The organism is Streptomyces sp. NBC_01571, from assembly GCF_026339875.1.
In the GTDB taxonomy this organism is placed as follows: Bacteria; Actinomycetota; Actinomycetes; order Streptomycetales; family Streptomycetaceae; genus Streptomyces.
Genome location: NZ_JAPEPZ010000001.1, coordinates 4,910,322 through 4,929,395 on the forward strand (window position 1 = coordinate 4,910,322; position 19,074 = coordinate 4,929,395).

The following is a 19,074-nucleotide window of genomic DNA, read 5'->3' on the forward strand; positions in this document are numbered from 1 at the left end:
CCCTGCCGAGTGCAAGCGACTCCGGAGGATCCCCAGGTGGACAGGGGCGGCGCGACCGCCCCTCGGAGGGGTCGCTCGGACGCCCCGGAGGGGTCGCGCGGACGCCCCGGACAGACCGAAGGGCTCGCACCCCAGAGGGATACGAGCCCTTCGTCACGTCGAACAGTCAGTCGGCGCGTGCTTCAGCCGGTCGCGAGCCGGACCATGTCCGCCTGCGGCCCCTTCTGGCCCTGCGAGATCTCGAAATCGACCCGCTGACCCTCTTCCAGGGTGCGGTAGCCGTCCATCTGAATCGCGCTGTAGTGGACGAAAACATCCGCACCACCGTCGACCGCGATGAAGCCGTACCCCTTCTCCGCGTTGAACCACTTGACGGTGCCCTGAGCCATGCCTAACTCCCCTATTACTGGCCCTTGCACAGGACCGCACTTCGCGGACCCGGGTCAGACCTCCACCCCCCAACGGATTGGGGGTGTGCGCCGGAACGCGTCGACCGCGGCTGAATGTATCTGCCCAACTGCCGTCTGCAACAGGTCAATCGGACGAGAATTCTGGGCACGCCCGATCGGGAATATAGGGAGAATTCGCGAAGATTTAGGGCAACTCGGGCCCCATAAAGGCCACATAAGGCTCAAAAACGCCGGGCACTTTGGCCACTTCTTATCGCAGGCCGCACCTGCACTCATATGCACCCGGCATGGATAAGGCGGCGGGTTCCCCAACTGTACCCCGCTCAACCATGCAGAATTGCCCCCTCCGCTTCTCTCACGGAGGGGGCAATTCGATGAACTCTCGGTGATTGGCATTACCCACGGTAATGATTTCACCGTGGGTAACCGCCCGTCAGCCTCCGGCGACGGCGGGGATGATCGAGACGCCCGCGCCGTCCGGCGTCGCCGTCTCCAGGCCCTGCTCGAAGCGGACGTCGTCGTCGTTGACGTACACGTTGACGAACCGGCGCAGCTTGCCCTCGTCGTCGAGCACGCGCGCGGCGATGCCCGTGTGGTTCTTCTCCAGGTCGGAGATCACCTCGCCGAGGGTCCCTCCCTCGGCGGTCACCTCGGACCGGCCACCGGTGTAGGTGCGCAGGATGGTGGGGATGCGGACGTTGACGCTCATGCGGTGACCTCCCGGTCGGATGGTGGCGTACGGCGGAGAGCGCCCCGGCAGGGGCGCGTGGAACTGCGCGTCCGGCCCCCGCGGGCCCGTGGCCGGGGAAGGACCTCCCCGGCCGGGCGGCTACGCGAGGCCGGCCTCGCGGAAGGAGTCCAGGCTGGGGCGGATGGTCGCGGTCAGTCCCGTGCCGGCCACCGCGTCCAGCGTCTTGAGGCCGTCACCGGTGTTCAGCACGACCGTGGTGAGCGTCGGGTCGAGCAGCCCGTTCTCGATCAGCTTCTTGGCCACCCCCACCGTCACACCGCCGGCGGTCTCCGCGAAGATCCCCTCGGTGCGCGCCAGCAGCTTGATCGCGTCGACCACCTGCTCGTCGTTCACGTCCTCCACGGCCCCGCCCGTCCGCCGCGCGATGTCCAGCACGTACGGGCCGTCGGCGGGGTTGCCGATGGCCAGCGACTTGGCGATGGTGTCCGGCTTCTGCGGCCGGACGACGTCGTGGCCGGCCTTGTAGGCGACCGACACCGGCGAACAGCCCTCGGCCTGCGCGCCGAAGATCTTGTAGGGCTTGTCCTCGACGAGGCCGAGCTTGATCAGCTCCTGCAGCCCCTTGTCGACCTTCGTCAGCTGGGAGCCGGAGGCGATCGGCACGACGAGCTGGTCGGGCAGCTGCCAGCCGAGCTGCTCGCAGATCTCGTACGCGAGGGTCTTGGACCCCTCCGCGTAGTACGGCCGCAGGTTGACGTTGACGAAGCCCCAGCCCTCACCGGCCGGGTCGCCGATCAGCTCGGAGCAGAAGCGGTTCACGTCGTCGTAGTTGCCCTCGATGCCGACGAGCTCGCCGCCGTAGACCGCGGCCATGACGACCTTGCCCTGCTCCAGGTCGTGCGGGATGAACACGCAGGAGCGGAAGCCGGCACGCGCGGCGGCGGCGCCCACCGCGCCGGCGAGGTTGCCGGTCGAGGAGCAGGAGAGGGTGGTGAAGCCGAAGGCGCGGGCGGCCTCGATGGCCTGGGCGACGACGCGGTCCTTGAAGGAGTGCGTCGGGTTGCCGGAATCGTCCTTGACGAAGAGCCGGCCGGGTTCGACGCCCAGCTCGCGGGCGAGGTTGTCGGCCTTGACGAGCCTGGTCCAGCCCGGGTTGATGTTCGGCTTGTCGGCGACGTCGGCCGGGACGGGCAGCAGTGGCGCGTAACGCCAGATGTTCGCGGGGCCCGCCTCGATGCGCGCCCGGAGTTCTTCGGTGTCGTAGGCCGAGAAGTCGTAGGCGATCTCGAGCGGTCCGAAACACTCCTCGCAGGCGAAGACCGGGCCGAGCGGCACCCGGTGGCCGCATTCGCGGCAGGAGAGCGCCGCGGCGGGGCCCAGATCGACGGTGCCGGTGGAAGCGGTGGAAGCCGACGGGTCCGCGGAGGTCGCGGTGTCCGGAGTGCTTGCAACAGTCTGCGCAGCCATGGAGGCGAGGCCCTTTCTCCTCATCTTCCTCACGACGCACTTCGCCGTGAGACGGATTTGGCACCTTCCCGAGCCGGGAGCCCCGCGACGCGATCGGCAATGATCGGTACAGGACCGGCTGGAGGGTTGCCGGGGCTTCATCGGGCCGTATCCCTCTGCCCCTCTGGATGAGCGGTATTCGGTTGTTGGTCTTCAGTCCGGGATGATCTACGACATGCGATGGTCATCCGCGTTGTTCAAGACTGTAACCGAAGGCCAGGACAGTTGAGATAGTCGTCCGAACCGCGAGATGGATCACACCGTGCGACACCGGGTGATCAGACAGTGAGGAGCCGCAGACTGTGCTGAAGGAAGTCGAGCGCTGGCTGAACACACGCTCCTGGTCCGTGGCCGATCGCCCGCTCCACAGAATCATGTCCGCCAAGCGCGCCTCGGGCTCCACGGTGAGCGTCGTGCTGCCCGCGCTGAACGAGGAGGAGACGGTCGGCGAGATCGTCACCGTCATCCGCCACGACCTGATGCGGCAGGTGCCCCTCGTCGACGAGATCGTCGTCGTCGACTCGGGTTCGACCGACCGCACCTCGGAGGTGGCCGCCGCGGCGGGCGCGCGTGTCGTGCACCGGGACGAGATCCTGCCCCGCATCCCGGCTGTGCCCGGCAAGGGCGAGGTGCTGTGGCGGTCGCTCCTCGTGACGAGCGGGGACATCGTCTGTTTCATCGACGCGGACCTGAGGGAGTTCTCGTCGGACTTCGTCTCAGGGATCGTGGGCCCGCTGCTCACCGAGCCGGGCGTGGACCTCGTCAAGGGGATGTACGACCGTCCGCTGGCCGGCGCCGCGGGGCAGGGCGGCCGCGTCACGGAGCTCATGGCCCGCCCGCTGCTGAACATGCACTGGCCCCAGCTGGCCGGCTTCGTCCAGCCGCTCGGCGGTGAGTACGCGGCCCGCCGCTCGCTGCTGGAACAGCTCCCCTTCCCCGTCGGGTACGGCGTCGAACTGGGCATGCTCGTCGACGCCCTGCACCTGGTGGGCCTCGACGCGCTCGCCCAGGTCGACGTGGGCGAGCGCAAGCACCGCCACCAGGACGGGCAGGCGCTGGGCCGGATGTCCGCCGCGATCTACCGCACGGCGCAGCTCCGGCTGGCCCGCGGCCATCTCATCCGGCCCTCCCTCACCCAGTTCGAGCGGGGCGAGGACGGTTTCGAGCCGCGTACGTACTCGGTGGACACGGAGGAACGCCCCCCGATGGCCGAAATCTCCGAATACGTGGAACGCCGGGCCGCGTGAACCGCGTCCCTGGTGAGGGGGTGGTGGACGGCACGACCGGCGCCACCGCCCCGCGGTTCGTGTCCTTCGTCGCATACGGCCGACGGGAACGTTTGAGCGTTTCGGTGCCGGGCTAGGTTTCGAGGCATGGCTTCAACGGCTTCAACGGCTTCAACGCATGGCGCCCACCGGATCCTCGTCGCGTCCAACCGCGGCCCGGTCTCCTACGAGGTGCGCGAGGACGGCTCGCTCCAGGCCCGGCGCGGCGGGGGCGGGCTGGTCTCCGGCCTCTCCGCGATCGGTCCGGACGCGGGGGCCCTGTGGGTGTGCTCGGCGCTCGGCGAGGGGGACCGCGAGGCGGTCCGGCGCGGGGTCGGCGAGGAGGGCGTGCGGATGCTGGACATCGACGCCACGGTGCACGCGGACGCCTACAACGGCATCGCGAACTCCATGCTGTGGTTCGTCCACCACATGCTGTACCAGACGCCGCTGGAGCCGGTCTTCGACCAGGAGTTCCGGCGCCAGTGGGCGTCGTACGAGGCCTACAACCGCTCGTTCGCGCGCGCCCTGGCGGACGAGGCGGCCGAGGGCGCCGTGGTGATCGTGCAGGACTACCACCTGACCCTGGTCCCCGGCATGCTGCGGGAGCTCCGCCCCGACCTGCGCATCGGCCACTTCTCCCACACACCGTGGGCGCCGGTCGACTACTTCCGGATGCTGCCCGACGACATCGCCGAGCAGGTGCTGCGCGGCATGCTCGGCGCGGACCGGCTGGGCTTCCTGACGCACCGCTGGGCGAACGCGTTCACCGCCTGCTGCGAGGCGCTCGTCGGCGGGCTCGGCGACACCCGGGTCGGGGTGCACGGGCTCGGCGCGGACGCGGACTTCCTGCGCGGGCGCTCCCACGAGGCGGACGTCGCCGAGCGGATGGACGCGCTGCGCGGGCAGATCGGTGAGGGCCCCGACGGCCGCGCCCGCAGAGCGATCGTGCGGGTCGACCGCACCGAGCTGTCGAAGAACATCGTGCGGGGCCTGCTGTCGTACCGGCAGCTCCTGGAGGACCGGCCGGAGTGGCGCGAGCGGGTGGTCCACGTGGCCTTCGCCTACCCCTCCCGCCAGGACCTGGCGGTCTACCGGGACTACACGGCCGCCGTGCAGACCCTGGCGGACGAGATCAACTCCCAGTACGGGACGCCGGGTTGGACCCCGGTGGTGCTCCACGTCAAGGACGACTTCGCCCGCTCGCTGGCCGCCTACCGGCTCGCCGACGTCGCCCTCGTCAACCCCATCCGGGACGGCATGAACCTCGTCGCCAAGGAGGTGCCCGTCGTCTCCGACGAGGGGTGCGTGCTGGTGCTGTCCCGGGAGGCCGGGGCGTTCGAGGAGCTGGGCGAGGACGCGGTCGCGGTGAACCCGTACGACGTGGTCGGCACCGCGCGGGCGCTGCACGAGGCCCTGTCCCTGTCGGCCGGTGAGCGGGCCGAGCGCACGAAGCGGCTCGCCGCGGCGGCGACGGCCCTGCCTCCGGCGCAGTGGTTCCTGGAGCAGTTGCGCGCGCTGGAGGAGTGAGGGCGCCGTTCGCCGCGGCGGGCCGGGGCTACCGGTCCAACCGGTCCGCCAGGGCCCTCAGCAGGTGGACGACCCCGGCGGGGCCGTCGACCACCAGGTCGGCGCGGTCGGCGAGTTCCGCGACCTCCGAGCTGCCGCTGCACACCAGCAGGCCCGGGACGCCGTCCGAGCGGAGTTTGTCGACGGCGGCGAAGGCGGGGAGGTCGCCGAGGTCGTCGCCCGCGTAGAGGACCGCTTCGGCGCCGACCTCGCGGACGTACTCCAGGAGGGCGACGCCCTTGTCCATGCCCGGCGGGCGCAGTTCCAGGACCATCCGGCCCGGTTCGACGATCAGGCCGTGCCGGGTGGCGAGATCGGCGAGGGGTTCGCGCAGGGACTCGAAGGCGGCCTGCGGGTCCGTGGCGCGGCGCGTGTGGACGGCGAGCGCGCGGCCCTTCTCCTCGATCCACGTGCCCTGCCAGGCGCCGACCCGGTCGAGGACTCCCGGCAGCTCGGCGCGGACGGCTGCCACGCCGGGGTGGGGGGCGGGGGCGCTGACGGTGCCCGTGCGGGCGTCCCAGCGTTCGGCGCCGTAGTGGCCGAGGACGACGAGGTGGTCGAGGCCCGGGACGCCCGCGAAGCCGCCGTGGCGGACCGCCACGCCGGCGGGCCGGCCGGTGACGACGGCGACGGAGGCGACCTTCGGGGCGAGGGCCGCGAGGGCGGGGACCGCAGCGGGATGGGCGCGGGCCTGTTCGGGGTCGGGGACGATGGGGGCGAGGGTTCCGTCGAAGTCGAGTGCGATCACCGTTCGGGCGGGGCGCGCGAGGATGGCTTGCAGCCCGTCCTTTCCCGCGGCGGTCGCCGGTGTCGGGACGGTGTCCGTGGTCTCGGGGTGTTCCGGGGATTCCGCATGACTGCCCATACGCCGACCCTATCGGGGCCGCCCCGAACCCACCCACGCTTCTCCGCCCCCGCCGCCCCTACCCGACCCGTCCCCGGGGCTCCGCCCCGGACCCCGCCAAGCGGCTGCCGCCCCCTGCACCCCCGCCTCGCCCGAAGGGCTCGGGGCGGAGCCCCCTGGTACGGATGAACCCGGGTCAGCGGTCGTCGCGGCGGGACGCCCGGACCCGGCGGAGCCGGTTCACCGTGACCGGATCGTGGGCCAGCGCCCGCGGATCGTCCAGAAGGGCGTTGAGAAGCTGGTAATACCGCACCGGCGCCAGCCCGAGCTGCTCCCTTATCGCCCGCTCCTTCGCCCCCGGCCCGGCGAATCCCCGCCGCTCCATGGCGAGAACCGCCCGTTCCCGCGCCCCGAGCTCCTCCATGGACGTCATGAGAAGCACCGTAACCCCGGCCACAGACACCCGCGGCGCTAGTCCGTGCTCTCCCGGATGGTCGCCGTCCGCTGGAGCGCGCCGAGGACCCCGGCCGGGCTGCCGTCCGGAGCGACCGCCTTGCCGATGTCCTGCTTGATGTCCGCGCTCACGGACGCCCAGGAGGTCTTGCCGACCGGATAGAGCTGGGAGGTGGGCAGCTCGTCGAGGAACGGGACGAGATCCTTGTCGTGCGCGTCGGCGCTCATCGCCTGGGACGCGGACGTCGTCACCGGCAGCAGGTCGTACTTGTGGGAGAAGGCGAGCACGTTCTTCTCGCTGTACACGTAGTCCAGGAACGACCCGATCTGCTCCCGGTGGCCGTTGTGCTTGAACGCCATCATCCAGTCGGCGACACCCATCGTCGCCTTGGCCCTGCCGTCGACGCCCGGCATCGGCACCATGCCGAACCTCACGCCCTTGTCGGCCGCCGCCTTCATCAGCGTGGGGTGCCCGTTGAGCATCCCGACCTCGCCCCGGGCGAACGCCGCGAAAGCGTCCGCGCGGTTGAGCTTGGCAGGTGCGACGGGTCCGGTGAGCCCCTTACCGACCAGTTCGTTCTTGAGCCAGGTGAGGGTGTTGACGTTCTCCGTCGAGTCGAGGTGGTATGTGCCGACGTCGTCGGTGTAGTTGTCGCCGCCGCTGAGCAGCCACTGCATGGTCTCGGCCTGCGCCTCCTCCGGGCCCAGCGGAAGGGCGTAGGGGAACTTCACGCCCCGCGACTTGAGCGCCGCGGCGTCGGCCGCGAGCTCGCTCCAGCTCTGCGGCGGGGTGAGACCGGCGTCCGCGAAGAGCTTCTTGTTGTAGAACAGCAGCCGAGTGGAGGCGGCGAAGGGCATGCCGTACTGCACCCGGTTCATCTGCCCCGCCTCGGTGAGCTGGGAGACGAAGTCGGCCTGGACCGGGATGGAAAGCACCTGATCGGCGCTGTAGAGCTCACCCTTGGCGGCGTAGTCGGCGTACGCGCCGATCTGCGCCATGTCGGGGGCCCGGCCCGCCGCCACTCTCTCGCCGACCTTGCGGTCGACATCGGTCCAGGGGTACACGCTGACCTCGACACGCACACCCGGGTGGGCGGACTCGTATCCCTTGACCAGCGCGTCCCAGTACTTCTGGGAGCTGTTGGCCTTGGAGTCGCCGTAGTCGGCGGCCACGAGCTGGAGGGTCACGTCTCCGGACCCGTCCGAGCTGCCGCAGCCCGCGAGGGTCGCCGTCATGCCCAGTGCGGACATCACCGCGACCAGTCCTGTCCTACGTCGCTGCACGCTGTCGTCTCCCACCCCTGCGTCGGCTTGCCGTCTTTGCTTCTGCGTCCATTGCATCCGTCTCGGAATGCGGATACAAGGTCTACACCACGTGAGTGGACTAGACCTCTCCTGGGGTAAGGGGCGAGACTGTCCCCGTGAGACATGTCATCGCCCTCGATGTGGGCGGCACCGGGATGAAGGCCGCCCTAGTCGGGCCGGCGGGCGAGCTGCTCCACCAGGCCCGCCGCGCCACCGGCCGGGAACGCGGCCCGGACGCCGTGGTCGACGCGATCCTCGACTTCGCGGCCGAACTGCGCGCCGACGGCGAGCGACGGTTCGGCGTATCCGCGGCGGCCGCCGGGGTCGCCGTCCCCGGCATCGTCGACGCCGACAGCGGCACCGCTCGCTACTCGGCCAACCTCGGCTGGCGCGACGTGCCGATGCGCCGGCTGCTCGGCGAACGGCTGGGCGGGGTGCCGGTGGCCCTCGGGCACGACGTGCGCACCGGCGGTCTCGCCGAGGGCCGGATCGGCGCGGGGCAGGGGGCCGACCGCTTCCTGTTCGTCCCTCTCGGCACCGGCATCGCGGGTGCCATCGGCATCAACGGCGCGGTCGAGGCGGGCGCGCACGGCTTCGCCGGCGAGATCGGCCACATCGTCGTACGCCCCGGGGGCACCGCGTGCCCGTGCGGACAGCACGGCTGTCTGGAGCGCTACGCGTCCGCGGCGGCCGTCAGCCAGGCCTGGGCCGAGGCCTCCGGATCCCCCGACGCCGACGCGGCGGACTGCGCGAAGGCCGTGGAGTCGGGGGACCCGCGGGCCGTACGGGTCTGGCAGGACGCCGTCGACGCGCTCGCCGACGGTCTCGTCACCGCGCTCACCCTGTTGGACCCGCGCACCCTGATCATCGGTGGCGGTCTCGCGGAGGCCGGGGAAACCCTGTTCACACCCCTGCGGGCCGCCGTGGAGCGACGCGTCACCTTCCAGAAGCTGCCGTCGCTCGTCCCGGCGGCCCTCGGGGACACGGCCGGCTGCCTGGGCGCGGGCCTGCTGGCCTGGGACCTGCTCGAAACTCCCCTCACCGACCGCTCGGAGGTAACCACCTGATGGCCCCTAGCAAGGTTCTCTCCGGTGCCAGGGTGGTCCTGCCCACCGGAGTCGTGGACGGCGGACGCGTGATCGTGGACGGCACGCGCATCGCCGGGAGCACGGCCGAGGACACCCCGGCCACCGATCTGTCGGGCCACTGGCTCGTCCCCGGCTTCGTCGACCTGCACAACCACGGCGGCGGCGGCGCCTCCTTCACCTCCGGCACCGTCGAGGAGGTCCTGCGCGGCGTGCACACGCACCGGCTGCACGGCACCACCACGGTCGTCGCCTCGACCGTGACCGGTGACATGGACGGCCTGGCCCAGCGCGCCGGGCTGCTCTCCGAGCTGGCCGAGCAGGGCGACATCGCGGGCATCCACTTCGAGGGCCCGTTCATCTCACCGTGCCGCAAGGGCGCCCACTCAGAGGAACTGCTGCGCGACCCGGACCCGGCGGAGGTCCGCAAGCTGATCGACGCCGCGCGCGGCCGGGCCAGGATGGTCACCCTCGCCACCGAACTACCGGGCGGCCTCGACTCCGTGCGCCTGCTGGCCGAGCACGGGGTGATCGCGGCGATCGGGCACACGGACGCGACGTACGAGCAGACGGTGGAGGCCATCGACGCGGGCGCGACCGTGGCCACGCACCTGTTCAACGCGATGCCCCCGCTCGGCCACCGCACGCCGGGGCCGATCACGGCCCTTCTGGAGGACGAGCGGATCACCGTCGAGCTGATCAACGACGGCACTCATCTCCACCCGGCCGCCCTCCAGCTGGCGTTCCATCACGCGGGCGCGGACCGGGTGGCGTTCATCACGGACGCCATGGACGCGGCGGGCTTCGGCGACGGCCGCTACCTCCTCGGTCCGCTGGAGGTCGAGGTCAGCGAGGGTGTCGCGCGGCTGGTGGAGGGCGGCTCGATCGCGGGCTCGACGCTCACCCTGGACCGCGCCTTCCAGCGGGCGGTCACGATCGACCGGCTGCCGGTCGAGGACGTCGTCGCGGCCCTGTCCGCCAACCCGGCCAAGCTGCTGGGCGCGTACGACAGGGTGGGCTCGCTGGAGCCGGGCAAGGACGCCGACCTGGTGGTTCTCGACTCTGAGTTCGCGCTCAAGGGCGTGATGCGCAAGGGCGATTGGGTGGTCGATCCCCAACTGGGCTGATTCATCCGTTTGTTGCCGTGCGGCGGTCGGCCCGGGGGACTGGGCCGACCGCCGTCGCGTTTGGCATGATCGTGCCTCCGGAACTGTCGGCAAGCGCATCGGGGGAGGTCGGCCCACGTGATCCTCACGGTCACACTGAACACCGCTGTCGACATCACCTACCGCGTGCGGGCCCTGCGGCCGCACGCCTCGCACCGGGTGACCGAGGTGACCGAACGCCCCGGCGGCAAGGGGCTGAACGTGGCCCGGGTGCTCGCCGCCCTCGGCCACCGGGTGACGGTCACGGGCTTCACGGGCGGCGCCACCGGACGTTCCCTCAAGGAGCAACTCGCCGCCGGTCCCGGCCTGGTGGACGCGCTGGTCCCGGTGTCCGGCTCGACGCGCCGCACGATCGCCGTGGTCGACACGGCGACGGGTGACACCACCCAGCTCAACGAGCCCGGTCCGGAGATAACCCCGGCCGAGTGGGCGGCCTTCCGGGAGACGTACGACCATCTGCTGGGCTCCGCCTCGGCGGTGGCCCTGTGCGGCAGCCTGCCGCCGGGGGTGCCGGTGGGCGCGTACGCGGGGCTGATCCGCGCGGCCCGCGCTGCGGCCGTCCCGGTCCTCCTCGACACCAGCGGCGAACCACTGCGCCGGGGTGTCGCCGCCCGCCCCGACATCGTCAAGCCGAACGCCGACGAACTGGCCGAACTCACCGGCTCCCACGAACCGTTGCAGGCCGCCCGGGACGCCCGCAGGCGCGGCGCGCACGCCGTGGTGGCCTCACTGGGTCCGCAGGGGCTGCTCGCCCACACTGCGGAGGGCCTCTGGCGGGCCGCCCCGCCCCACCGCGTGCACGGCAATCCGACGGGCGCGGGCGACTCGGCGGTCGCGGGCCTGCTGTCGGGCCTGGTGGAACATCTGCCGTGGCCGCAGCGCCTGGCACGGGCCGTCGCCCTGTCCACGGCGACCGTACTGGCGCCGGTGGCGGGCGAGTTCGACCGGGCGGCCTACGAGGAACTGGTGGAACGGGTGTCGCTGACCGGGGAGATCAGCGCGGCCTGAACGGACCGGCTTCCCGGCGCCACCCCGGCTGCCGTCGGAACCCGATGGCTCCGACGCCCGCCGGGGCCGGGACACCCCCGGAAGCTCAGCCGCCGGACTTGACCCAGCCGTTGACCAGCCACATCTGGTCGATGAGGGCGTCGCACTGGTTGCCCTGCTCGCACGAGAGCTTGATGGTGTTCGTGCCCTTGTCGAGCTGGATCCAGTTGTAGGTCTTCGTCCAGCCCTTCGCGTAGTCGCCCGCGGCGCCGCCCGCCCAGTTCTTCAGGCCGACAGGCGTCTTGGAAGCCGTGCCGTTGACCGTGAGGGTGGCGGTGCCGTCCTTGCCGGGGACGCTGTACCCGACGTACACGCTGTACTTGCCGGACTTGGGGATGCCGTTGACGGTCCAGGTGACGGAGGCGCCGGCCTGGTTGAAGCCGGTCACGTAGACGCCGCCGTCCGCCTTCGCGCCCTCGACGTCCGACGCGGTGGCGGTTCCGCCGTCCAGCCGCAGGGCCTTCGCGTCGATCGTCGGGAGGTCCTCCTCGGCGGCGGCGCTGTTGCTGTTCGAGGGGCTCGGCTCCGAGCTCTGGGCGGCCGTGGGGGACGAGCCCGCCGCGTCACCGGTCTTGTCGTCGTTCGAGTCGCCGCCCATCATCGCGATGCCGATGCCGATGACGACGGCCGCGACCACGGCGATCGCGCCGATCAGCAGGCCCTTGGTGTTCGGGCCGCGACCGCGGCCGCCACCGCCGGCCGACGACTGCCGGGAGGTGGGCGCACCGCCGGGGGCCGTCTCGGGCGCCGCGTAGCGCGCGTTCGGCTGGCCGTAGCCGGGCTGCTGCTGGCCGTGGGGCCCCTGGGGCGGGACCTGGCCGTAGGGCGCGGTGGGGGCGGCGGCCTGCTGCTGACCGTAGCCGGGCTGCTGCTGTCCGTACTGGCGTTCACCGACCGCTCGCACCCGGTTGACCGAGCCCGGGTAGCCGTAGCCGCCACCTCCGCTGGGCGGGGTGGCGCCGTTGGCCTGACCGTCGGCGTACAGGTAGCCGAACGGGTCGTCGTCCTCGGGCGTGCTCGCGCCGTTGTTGCCGGGCGTCATCCCTAGGTACTCCTCAACAGGTGCGGTACAGATGCGGTACACGAAATGAAGCACGTGAATGGCGAGCCTACCCGCTCCCAGGGGGCCAAACAGGTGGCCTTCACCGCATCAACCCACTGACCTGTGACTTATCCGGCACGCCGATGCTGTTTGGGACGAGAACGTTTCTCGACGTACATCCGTTCGTCAGCGGATTTCAAGACCTCGTCCGCCGTCATGCCGCAGTGTGCCCATCCGATGCCGAAGCTGGCGCCCACCCGGACCGCCCGGCCGTCGACCCGGATCGGCGGAATGATCGCGTTCCGCAGCCGTACGGCGAGGTCCGCCGCGTCCGCCCGGCCGAGGCCGTCGGCGAGCACCACGAACTCGTCACCGCCGAGCCGGGCGACCGTGTCGCCGTCGCGGACGCCGTTGGTCAGGCGCCGGGCGACCTCGATGAGCACGGCGTCGCCCGCGTTGTGCCCGAACCGGTCGTTGATCGACTTGAAGCCGTCGAGGTCGCAGAAGAGCACCGCGAGCCCCTTGGCGCCGTCGTCCGTCTCGTCCTCGGGCGCGATCGTGTGCACATGGTGGTCGAAGGCGTCGTACGCCGCCGCGCCCGGACCGAAGTCGAAGCCGTGCGCCGCGGCGTGCCCGTCGAAGCCGCCGTGCTCGGCCGCCTGCTCCGCGTACGGCCCGTGTCCGTAGGCGGCGTCCAGCGACTCGACCGCGCCGGGCTGGAGGGCCTGCGGGCGCTGGCACAGCCGGGAGCCGAGGCGGGAGCGCAGCTCCGCCGAGTTCGGCAGGCCGGTGAGCGAGTCGTGCGAGGCGCGGTGGGCGAGCTGCAGCTCGCGGCGCTTGCGCTCCTCTATGTCCTCGACGTGCGTGAGCAGGAAGCGCGGGCCGTCGGCGGCGTCCGCGACCACGGAGTTGCGCAGCGAGACCCAGACGTAGGTGCCGTCGCGGCGCCCGAGCCTGAGCTCCGCGCGGCCGCCCTCGGCCGAGGTGCGCAGCAGGGTGCCGATGTCCTCGGGGTGCACGAGGTCGGAGAAGGAGTAGCGGCGCATCGCGGAGGCGGGGCGGCCGAGCAGGCGGCACAGGGCGTCGTTGGTGCGCAGGATGCGGCCGTGCTGGTCGCCGCCCATCTCGGCGATGGCCATGCCGGAGGGCGCGTACTCGAAGGCCTGGCGGAAGCTCTCCTCGCTGGCGCGCAGGGCCTGCTGTTCGCGCTCCAGGCGGACCAGGGCGCGCTGCATGTTGGCCCGCAGCCGCGCGTTGCTGATCGCGATGGCGGCCTGGAAGGCGTACATCTGCAGGGCCTCACGGCCCCAGGCGCCTGGCTGCCGACCGTTGCGCGGCCGGTCCACGGACAGGACGCCGATCAGTTCGCCCGTGTTGCCGCCGACGCCGGGGGTGTACATCGGCGCGAAGAGGCGGTCGGAGGGGTGCCACTCGTCCTCGAAGCGGGGCGCGGGGCCGTCGGTGTACCACTGCGGTACGTCGTCGTCGTCGAGGACCCAGCCCTCGGTGTGCGGTATGAAACGCAGGTCGCCCCAGGCCTCGCCCATGTTCAGCCGGCGGTCCCAGGAGGTGCGGGAGCCGACCCTGCCGGTGATCAGCGCTTCGGCGGCGGAGTTGCCGGCCAGCGCGGCGACCACGAGGTCGCCGTCGGGGCGTACGAGGTTGACACAAGCCAGCTCGTAGCCGAGGCCCGTGACCACGCCGTCGGCGACGGTCTGCAGCGTGTCCGCCAGGCTCCGCGCGGTGTTCATGTCCGCCATCACCTGATGCAGCTGCCGCAGGGTCGCAAGACGGACGTAGGGCTCCGACTCGGTCTCCATTCGCCCTCCCCTCGAGACCTCGCAGCTACTCCAGGGTTGTCTTCGGCGTACCTGGTTCTCTGTACCGGTTCTCTGTACCTGAGTTCTCTTGCGCGTACTGGTTGGTAGCTTCCCGCATAGCTTCCCCGCCACTGAATCACAGCGCGCTGCCCACTCGGTACACAGGGTCAACAAAATATGGCTCCTGTGACTCAAGTCACAGCGTAAGATGAACAATTGAGTGGGGTTTCTGCATTTTCCCCGTGTGTTAACTGAACACATATTTAGATGCCGTGCAGACACTGTGAGCGGTTGTGTCCGTCCTGGGACCTAGGACCCGCCTCGGGCCGAGGTCCGATGTGGACGCCCCGGGTCGGAGACTAGCGTTTCGGCGTGCTGAACACTCCCCCTGCCGTTCCTTCCACCCCCTCCGTGCATGCTGAGGGGGTGAGCAACGACGAGTTCCGCGCCGCCATGTCCCGGCTGGCCGCGGGCGTGGTCCTGGTGACCGCGCACGAGCCCGCCCTGGACCCGGAAGGACCGGGCGGCGAGGACGTCGGCATGACGGCGACGGCGTTCGTGTCCGTCTCCCTGGACCCGCCGCTGGTCCTCGTCAGTCTGCGCGAGGGCTCCCGTATGGACGACCTCCTCGACGAGCAGCCGCTGTGGGGCGTCTCCGTGCTCGCCGAGAGCCAGCGCCACATCGCCGGCCGCTTCGCCATGAAGGGCCGCATCAGTGACCGTCTGCTCTTCGAGGACATCCCGTACGTCCGCGGCGAGGCGGCCGGGGCGCCCCTGGTGGGCGGCGCCCTGGCGACCCTGGAGTGCCGCACCGAGCAGCGGGTCACCGCCGGTGACCACACGCTGGTCGTCGGGCGGGTGCTGACGGCGTCGGTGCCGAGCGCGGACGGGGGGCCGCTGGTGCACTTCAAGGGCCGCTACCGGCAGCTGGGCTGACACCCCGGCAGCCGACGCGCCGGAAGGCGGCGTCCCGAGAACGGGCGCCCCGAAAGCCGGCACCCCGGCGGCCGGCACCCCGGAACACGGCACCCGTGGGGTTCCGGGGGCCGTCGGCCAACGTTCACCGGTCGAGGACCGTGACGTCCACCCGGGCCAGCCGCCGCGGATCGTTGAGGATGTCGATCACCGCGATCCGCCCCCGTACGACCGTGAACGCGAGGACGCCGACGGGGCGTCCCTCCTCGATCACCACGACTCCCGCCGCGCCGTTGACCAGGGCGGGCCGCGCGACCCGGGCCAGATGGGCGAAACGGCTCGCGTTCGAGGCCACGTTCACCGCGCCGGTCGTCACCCCGCCCTCGGACCGTGCCACCACGTCCGGGTCGAGCACCGCGACGAGGGCCGTGAGGTCGCCCTCGCGCGCCGCCGCCAGGAACGCCTCCACGACCTCCCGCTGCTGCGCCAGGTCCGGATCGGGCGCCGGGGCCCCGCCCTGGACACGGCGCCTGGCCCGGCTGGCGAGCTGACGGGAGGCCGCCGGCGTACGGCCCACCAGGGGCGCGATCTCGTCGAAGGGCACCGCGAACAGGTCGTGCAGCACGAAGGCGAGCCGCTCGGCGGGCGTCAGCGTCTCCAGGACCACCAGCAGCGCGAGACCCACCGAGTCGGCGAGCAGCGCCTCCTGTTCGGGGTCGACGCCGCCGAAGGGGCTGAGCACCGGTTCGGGCATGCGCACCCCGGGCCCCTCCTCCAGCGGCTGCTCCCCGCGGGTCCTGCGGGAGCGGAGCATGTCGAGACAGACCCGGCCGACGACCGTCGTCAGCCAGCCGCCGAGGTTGTCGACCCGGCCGGCGTCGGCGCGGCTGAGCCTGAGCCAGGCCTCCTGGACGGCGTCGTCGGCCTCCGCGAGCGAGCCGAGCATGCGGTAGGCGACGGCGCGCAGACGGCCGCGATGCGATTCGAAACGCGCGGCGAGGAATTCGCTCCCGCTCCCGGCGTCGTTCCCGACGCCACTCCCCGCGCCACCGCCATATTGCTTCGCTTTCGCATTCCCGTACGTGTTCCCGGACGGGTTCTCGCCCGTGTTCTCGCGCGCGTTCCGACCGTTCTCATGGTTCTCGTTCAGAAATTCGCTGTCGCTCATCCGTCACATCTCCCCGTCGGGCCCGCGGTCCTTCGTCCGTCGGTGGATTGACGGATCGCGGGCCCGGGATGTGACGTCAGGCCTCCGGCACGGCGCTCAGCCGCAGCCGGCCGGGGTCTCCCGCCCGCTCCACCTCGACCTCCGTCACGGAATCGTCGCCGAAGCGAAGGGTGAAGTAGGGGCTGGCCTCGATCAGGAACTGCATGTCCTCCCGCGCGCCCCTGTCCAGCGGCGGCGAGACGACGGCGTCCCACGCCCGGGGGCCGGGGCCGGCGGCCAGCCGGACGGGGATCCGTGCCAGGCAGCTCGATCGGTTGGCCCACCACTCCAGATGCGCTCTGTCCTCATTTCCGTCCATTCCCCGAGCGTAGCCACGAGTGGCCGACTCGGCCCGCCGCTCAATACGCGTACGGCGCCGGGCGTTTCGCACGGCGCCGTCGGAACACGGTGTCTGGAATGTGACGATCCAGGGTTGCCGCCCCAAGGACTGTCCCGTAATCCCCGGTGGATCAGCGCGCGGCGTCAGATGCGGTGCATCGCAAGGCGGAGGGTCGTCCTCGTACCGGGTGTATTCGGGCGATTCGACAACGCGGCGAGGTGCCGCAGCCGCCGTCGTGCGCCCACCGGGGGGATCACGGAACGGCCCTCAGCCCCAGTCGCGCCCGGAACGCCCGCGCTTGGTGTCCGAGCGCTGCTTCTTCTCGCGCAGCCGTCGCTCGTTGATGCCCCGGGGGATACGGGTGGCCCGGCGCGGCTTGGGCGGCACCGTCGCCTCGGCGAGGAGGGAGGCGAGCCGTACGGCCGCGGTCTCCCGGTTGCGCCACTGCGAACGGTGCTCCGAGGACCGCACGCTGATCACGCCGTCGACGAGCCGGCCGGCGAGCTTTGCGAGCGCCCGCTCCTTCCAGACCGGCGGCAGCGCCTCGGTCTTCGCGAGGTCGAACCGCAGCTCCACCTGCGAGTCGGTGGTGTTGACGTGCTGTCCGCCCGGCCCGCTGGACCGCGAGAAACGCCACATGAGCTCGGCCTCGGGGAGGGAGACGGAGCCGCGGATGACATAAGGACCGGACATGGGGTTCATGGTCTCCCGGATGTCCGGTCCACGTCACCCGTTTTTCGCGGGGTCCGTCCGGCGCAAAGGTAAAGAAAGTAAAGACAGCCGGAACCTTCGGCACCCCTCTTGGCGTTCTTAGGGGTAGCTGTAGCTTCGTGGCCGTAAGAAGCCCGACGTACGGGCACATCGCACGTACGCAACGAGGGAAGGGACTCCCAACAATGGCTGTAAGCCTGTCCAAGGGTGGCAACGTCTCGCTCACCAAGGAGGCTCCGGGCCTGACCGCCGTCACCGTGGGCCTCGGCTGGGACGTCCGCAGCACCACGGGCACCGACTTCGACCTCGACGCCTCGGCCATCGCGGTCAACCAGCAGGGCAAGGTCTACTCGGACGCCCACTTCGTCTTCTTCAACAACAAGCAGACCCCGGACCAGACCATCGTCCACACCGGTGACAACCGCACCGGCGAGGGCGCGGGCGACGACGAGGCGATCAACGTCAACCTGGCGGGCCTCCCCGCCGACGTCGACAAGATCGTCTTCCCGGTCTCCATCTACGACGCGGAGAACCGCTCGCAGAACTTCGGCCAGGTCCGTAACGCCTACATCCGCATCGTCAACCAGGCCGGCGGCACGGAGATCGCCCGCTACGACCTCTCCGAGGACGCGGCGACAGAGACGGCGATGGTCTTCGGCGAGCTCTACCGCAACGGCGCGGAGTGGAAGTTCCGCGCGGTCGGCCAGGGCTACGCCTCGGGTCTGGCGGGCATCGCCCAGGACTTCGGCGTCAGCGTCTGATCCGTACGCGCGAGTCGACAGAGCCCCTGTCCCGGGAACCCGGGCCAGGGGCTCTTCGCGTGGACCTGGGACCGCCCCCGGCACCCGTTCGGCCTGAACAGCCTCGTCCTCGCACGCCGGACGGGCCGGACATGCCGCCCGCGCTGGATGGTTCCGGACGGGCCGGAGACACGAGCCCGCACCCGAAGGCGGACGCCCGGCACTTCGACCTGGGCCCGCGCCCGACTCCACCCCGCGGCCGACTCCGGATGCGCCTCCGCCCACTAACCTGCACCGCGTGATCCTCGAATCCCTGCCCCTCACCCCCGACCACGACATCCCGGGCCCGCTCCTGACCGAACTCACCGCCCTGCACGTCTCCAACCGCGACTTCAACGCCCTGAGCGGCGACTTCCCCGACCCGGACGACATCCGCCCGGAGCAGGTCGCGGAGGCGCTCGCCGAGGAGGCGGCGCACCCGGGCGTGGAGTTGCTGCTCGCCCGTGGCGCCGGGCGGCTCGCCGGGTTCGCCATCACGCTGGCGCACCATCCCGACCCGGCGGATCCGGACCCGTGGATCGGCCTGCTCCTCGTGGACGCCCGCGATCACGGCAAGGGATACGGCAGAGCACTGGCGGCCGGTGTCGAGGAGCGGTTCCGGGCCGCCGGCCGCACCGGCGTGCGCCTTGCCGTCCTCGACAACAACCCCAAGGGCCTCGCCTTCTGGACCGCCCTCGGGTACGAGGTGATCGACCACCGCGAGGACCGGCGGCTGGGCCGTCCGTGCGCGGTCCTGCGCAAGGCGCTCGGCTCCCCCGGCCCCGACCGGGCCGACGCTCCCTAGTGCCGCGGCAGGCACCGTTCGCCCTTCGAGGAGCGGCGTCTGGTGCGTGCTCTCGGCGTGCCGGGCGGAAGCCCGCGTACTGGACGTACCCGGGTTTTCGCCCGGTGCGGCGAG

19 protein-coding genes and 1 riboswitch are annotated in these 19,074 nt (G+C 71.3%); of the genes, 8 read left to right on the forward strand and 11 right to left on the reverse strand.

The window, feature by feature from the left end; genetic code table 11:
- Window positions 1-182: 182 nt before the first annotated feature.
- The 3 genes from OHB41_RS22050 to thrC all read right to left on the reverse strand — a co-directional run bounded on the left by OHB41_RS22050 (window position 183) and on the right by thrC (window position 2,568).
- Window positions 183-389 (reverse strand): cold-shock protein, encoded by a 207-nt coding sequence (locus OHB41_RS22050; protein ID WP_007493268.1) that lies wholly within the window; start codon window positions 387-389, stop codon window positions 183-185.
- A gap of 454 nt (window positions 390-843) precedes the next feature.
- Window positions 844-1,119, reverse strand: coding sequence for a MoaD/ThiS family protein (locus OHB41_RS22055; protein WP_168528719.1), 276 nt, complete (start codon window positions 1,117-1,119; stop codon window positions 844-846).
- Window positions 1,120-1,239: 120 nt separating this feature from the next.
- Window positions 1,240-2,568 carry a threonine synthase gene (thrC, locus tag OHB41_RS22060; RefSeq protein ID WP_266699950.1) on the reverse strand — a complete coding sequence of 443 codons (1,329 nt, stop codon included), beginning with the start codon at window positions 2,566-2,568 and terminating at the stop codon, window positions 1,240-1,242.
- Between the two features lie 17 nt (window positions 2,569-2,585).
- Window positions 2,586-2,742, reverse strand: a riboswitch (SAM riboswitch).
- A gap of 167 nt (window positions 2,743-2,909) precedes the next feature.
- Between thrC and OHB41_RS22065 the strand changes: the two genes are divergently transcribed.
- On the forward strand, window positions 2,910-3,854 hold the full coding sequence (locus tag OHB41_RS22065) for a glucosyl-3-phosphoglycerate synthase (protein ID WP_266699951.1): 945 nt from the start codon (window positions 2,910-2,912) through the stop codon (window positions 3,852-3,854).
- 126 nt (window positions 3,855-3,980) lie between these two features.
- Window positions 3,981-5,402 carry an alpha,alpha-trehalose-phosphate synthase (UDP-forming) gene (locus OHB41_RS22070; RefSeq protein ID WP_266699952.1) on the forward strand — a complete coding sequence of 474 codons (1,422 nt, stop codon included), beginning with the start codon at window positions 3,981-3,983 and terminating at the stop codon, window positions 5,400-5,402.
- 28 nt (window positions 5,403-5,430) lie between these two features.
- Here OHB41_RS22070 and otsB read toward each other — a convergent pair whose 3' ends face one another.
- The 3 genes from otsB to OHB41_RS22085 form a co-directional block, all read right to left on the reverse strand.
- A complete protein-coding gene (otsB, locus tag OHB41_RS22075) occupies window positions 5,431-6,306 on the reverse strand; it encodes a trehalose-phosphatase (RefSeq protein WP_266699953.1) in 876 nt (291 codons plus the stop codon).
- Window positions 6,307-6,481: 175 nt separating this feature from the next.
- A complete protein-coding gene (locus OHB41_RS22080; RefSeq protein ID WP_266706053.1) occupies window positions 6,482-6,709 on the reverse strand; it encodes a DUF3263 domain-containing protein in 228 nt (75 codons plus the stop codon).
- 47 nt (window positions 6,710-6,756) lie between these two features.
- Complete coding sequence (locus OHB41_RS22085) at window positions 6,757-8,022, reverse strand: ABC transporter substrate-binding protein (protein WP_266699954.1); 1,266 nt, start codon at window positions 8,020-8,022, stop codon at window positions 6,757-6,759.
- A 137-nt stretch (window positions 8,023-8,159) separates the two neighbouring features.
- Here OHB41_RS22085 and OHB41_RS22090 point away from each other — a divergent pair, with 137 nt between their 5' ends.
- From OHB41_RS22090 to OHB41_RS22100, 3 genes are all read left to right on the forward strand, one after another.
- On the forward strand, window positions 8,160-9,110 hold the full coding sequence (locus tag OHB41_RS22090; RefSeq protein WP_266699955.1) for an ROK family protein: 951 nt from the start codon (window positions 8,160-8,162) through the stop codon (window positions 9,108-9,110).
- Complete coding sequence (gene nagA, locus OHB41_RS22095) at window positions 9,110-10,255, forward strand: N-acetylglucosamine-6-phosphate deacetylase (protein WP_266699956.1); 1,146 nt, start codon at window positions 9,110-9,112, stop codon at window positions 10,253-10,255. The genes OHB41_RS22090 and nagA overlap by 1 nt, the downstream gene beginning before the upstream one ends.
- 117 nt (window positions 10,256-10,372) lie before the next feature.
- Window positions 10,373-11,302, forward strand: a complete 930-nt coding sequence (locus OHB41_RS22100) for a 1-phosphofructokinase family hexose kinase (RefSeq protein ID WP_266699957.1) — start codon at window positions 10,373-10,375, stop codon at window positions 11,300-11,302.
- Window positions 11,303-11,387: 85 nt separating this feature from the next.
- Here OHB41_RS22100 and OHB41_RS22105 read toward each other — a convergent pair whose 3' ends face one another.
- Window positions 11,388-12,383, reverse strand: a complete 996-nt coding sequence (locus OHB41_RS22105; protein WP_266699958.1) for a CBM35 domain-containing protein — start codon at window positions 12,381-12,383, stop codon at window positions 11,388-11,390.
- 128 nt (window positions 12,384-12,511) lie between these two features.
- Window positions 12,512-14,203 (reverse strand): diguanylate cyclase CdgB, encoded by a 1,692-nt coding sequence (gene cdgB / locus OHB41_RS22110; protein WP_266699959.1) that lies wholly within the window; start codon window positions 14,201-14,203, stop codon window positions 12,512-12,514.
- 372 nt (window positions 14,204-14,575) lie between these two features.
- Here cdgB and OHB41_RS22115 point away from each other — a divergent pair, with 372 nt between their 5' ends.
- Entirely contained in the window at window positions 14,576-15,139 is a 564-nt protein-coding gene (locus OHB41_RS22115; protein WP_266699960.1) for a flavin reductase family protein, read from the forward strand.
- Window positions 15,140-15,263: 124 nt separating this feature from the next.
- Here the strand turns inward: OHB41_RS22115 and OHB41_RS22120 are convergent, their stop codons facing one another.
- The 3 genes from OHB41_RS22120 to arfB form a co-directional block, all read right to left on the reverse strand.
- Window positions 15,264-16,286, reverse strand: a complete 1,023-nt coding sequence (locus tag OHB41_RS22120) for a sigma-70 family RNA polymerase sigma factor (protein WP_266699961.1) — start codon at window positions 16,284-16,286, stop codon at window positions 15,264-15,266.
- A 76-nt stretch (window positions 16,287-16,362) separates the two neighbouring features.
- Window positions 16,363-16,644, reverse strand: coding sequence for a hypothetical protein (locus tag OHB41_RS22125; protein ID WP_266699962.1), 282 nt, complete (start codon window positions 16,642-16,644; stop codon window positions 16,363-16,365).
- A 288-nt stretch (window positions 16,645-16,932) separates the two neighbouring features.
- Entirely contained in the window at window positions 16,933-17,367 is a 435-nt protein-coding gene (gene arfB / locus OHB41_RS22130; RefSeq protein WP_266699963.1) for an alternative ribosome rescue aminoacyl-tRNA hydrolase ArfB, read from the reverse strand.
- Between the two features lie 194 nt (window positions 17,368-17,561).
- Here arfB and OHB41_RS22135 point away from each other — a divergent pair, with 194 nt between their 5' ends.
- A complete protein-coding gene (locus tag OHB41_RS22135) occupies window positions 17,562-18,137 on the forward strand; it encodes a TerD family protein (protein ID WP_266699964.1) in 576 nt (191 codons plus the stop codon).
- 277 nt (window positions 18,138-18,414) lie between these two features.
- Complete coding sequence (locus OHB41_RS22140) at window positions 18,415-18,960, forward strand: GNAT family N-acetyltransferase (protein ID WP_266699965.1); 546 nt, start codon at window positions 18,415-18,417, stop codon at window positions 18,958-18,960.
- Window positions 18,961-19,074: the final 114 nt, after the last annotated feature.

What these genes read in the sequence shown, in the direction of transcription:
- OHB41_RS22080 (WP_266706053.1), bottom strand. Translation starts at nt 6,709, where the DNA reads ATGGAGGAGCTCGGGGCGCGGGAACGGGCGGTTCTCGCCATGGAGCGG.
- OHB41_RS22070 (WP_266699952.1), top strand. Translation starts at nt 3,981, where the DNA reads ATGGCTTCAACGGCTTCAACGGCTTCAACGCATGGCGCCCACCGGATC.
- OHB41_RS22120 (WP_266699961.1), bottom strand. Translation starts at nt 16,286, where the DNA reads ATGAGCGACAGCGAATTTCTGAACGAGAACCATGAGAACGGTCGGAAC.
- thrC (WP_266699950.1), bottom strand. Translation starts at nt 2,568, where the DNA reads ATGGCTGCGCAGACTGTTGCAAGCACTCCGGACACCGCGACCTCCGCG.
- cdgB (WP_266699959.1), bottom strand. Translation starts at nt 14,203, where the DNA reads ATGGAGACCGAGTCGGAGCCCTACGTCCGTCTTGCGACCCTGCGGCAG.
- OHB41_RS22055 (WP_168528719.1), bottom strand. Translation starts at nt 1,119, where the DNA reads ATGAGCGTCAACGTCCGCATCCCCACCATCCTGCGCACCTACACCGGT.
- OHB41_RS22050 (WP_007493268.1), bottom strand. Translation starts at nt 389, where the DNA reads ATGGCTCAGGGCACCGTCAAGTGGTTCAACGCGGAGAAGGGGTACGGC.
- OHB41_RS22135 (WP_266699964.1), top strand. Translation starts at nt 17,562, where the DNA reads ATGGCTGTAAGCCTGTCCAAGGGTGGCAACGTCTCGCTCACCAAGGAG.
- arfB (WP_266699963.1), bottom strand. Translation starts at nt 17,367, where the DNA reads ATGAACCCCATGTCCGGTCCTTATGTCATCCGCGGCTCCGTCTCCCTC.
- otsB (WP_266699953.1), bottom strand. Translation starts at nt 6,306, where the DNA reads ATGGGCAGTCATGCGGAATCCCCGGAACACCCCGAGACCACGGACACC.
- nagA (WP_266699956.1), top strand. Translation starts at nt 9,110, where the DNA reads ATGGCCCCTAGCAAGGTTCTCTCCGGTGCCAGGGTGGTCCTGCCCACC.
- OHB41_RS22105 (WP_266699958.1), bottom strand. Translation starts at nt 12,383, where the DNA reads ATGACGCCCGGCAACAACGGCGCGAGCACGCCCGAGGACGACGACCCG.
- OHB41_RS22125 (WP_266699962.1), bottom strand. Translation starts at nt 16,644, where the DNA reads ATGGACGGAAATGAGGACAGAGCGCATCTGGAGTGGTGGGCCAACCGA.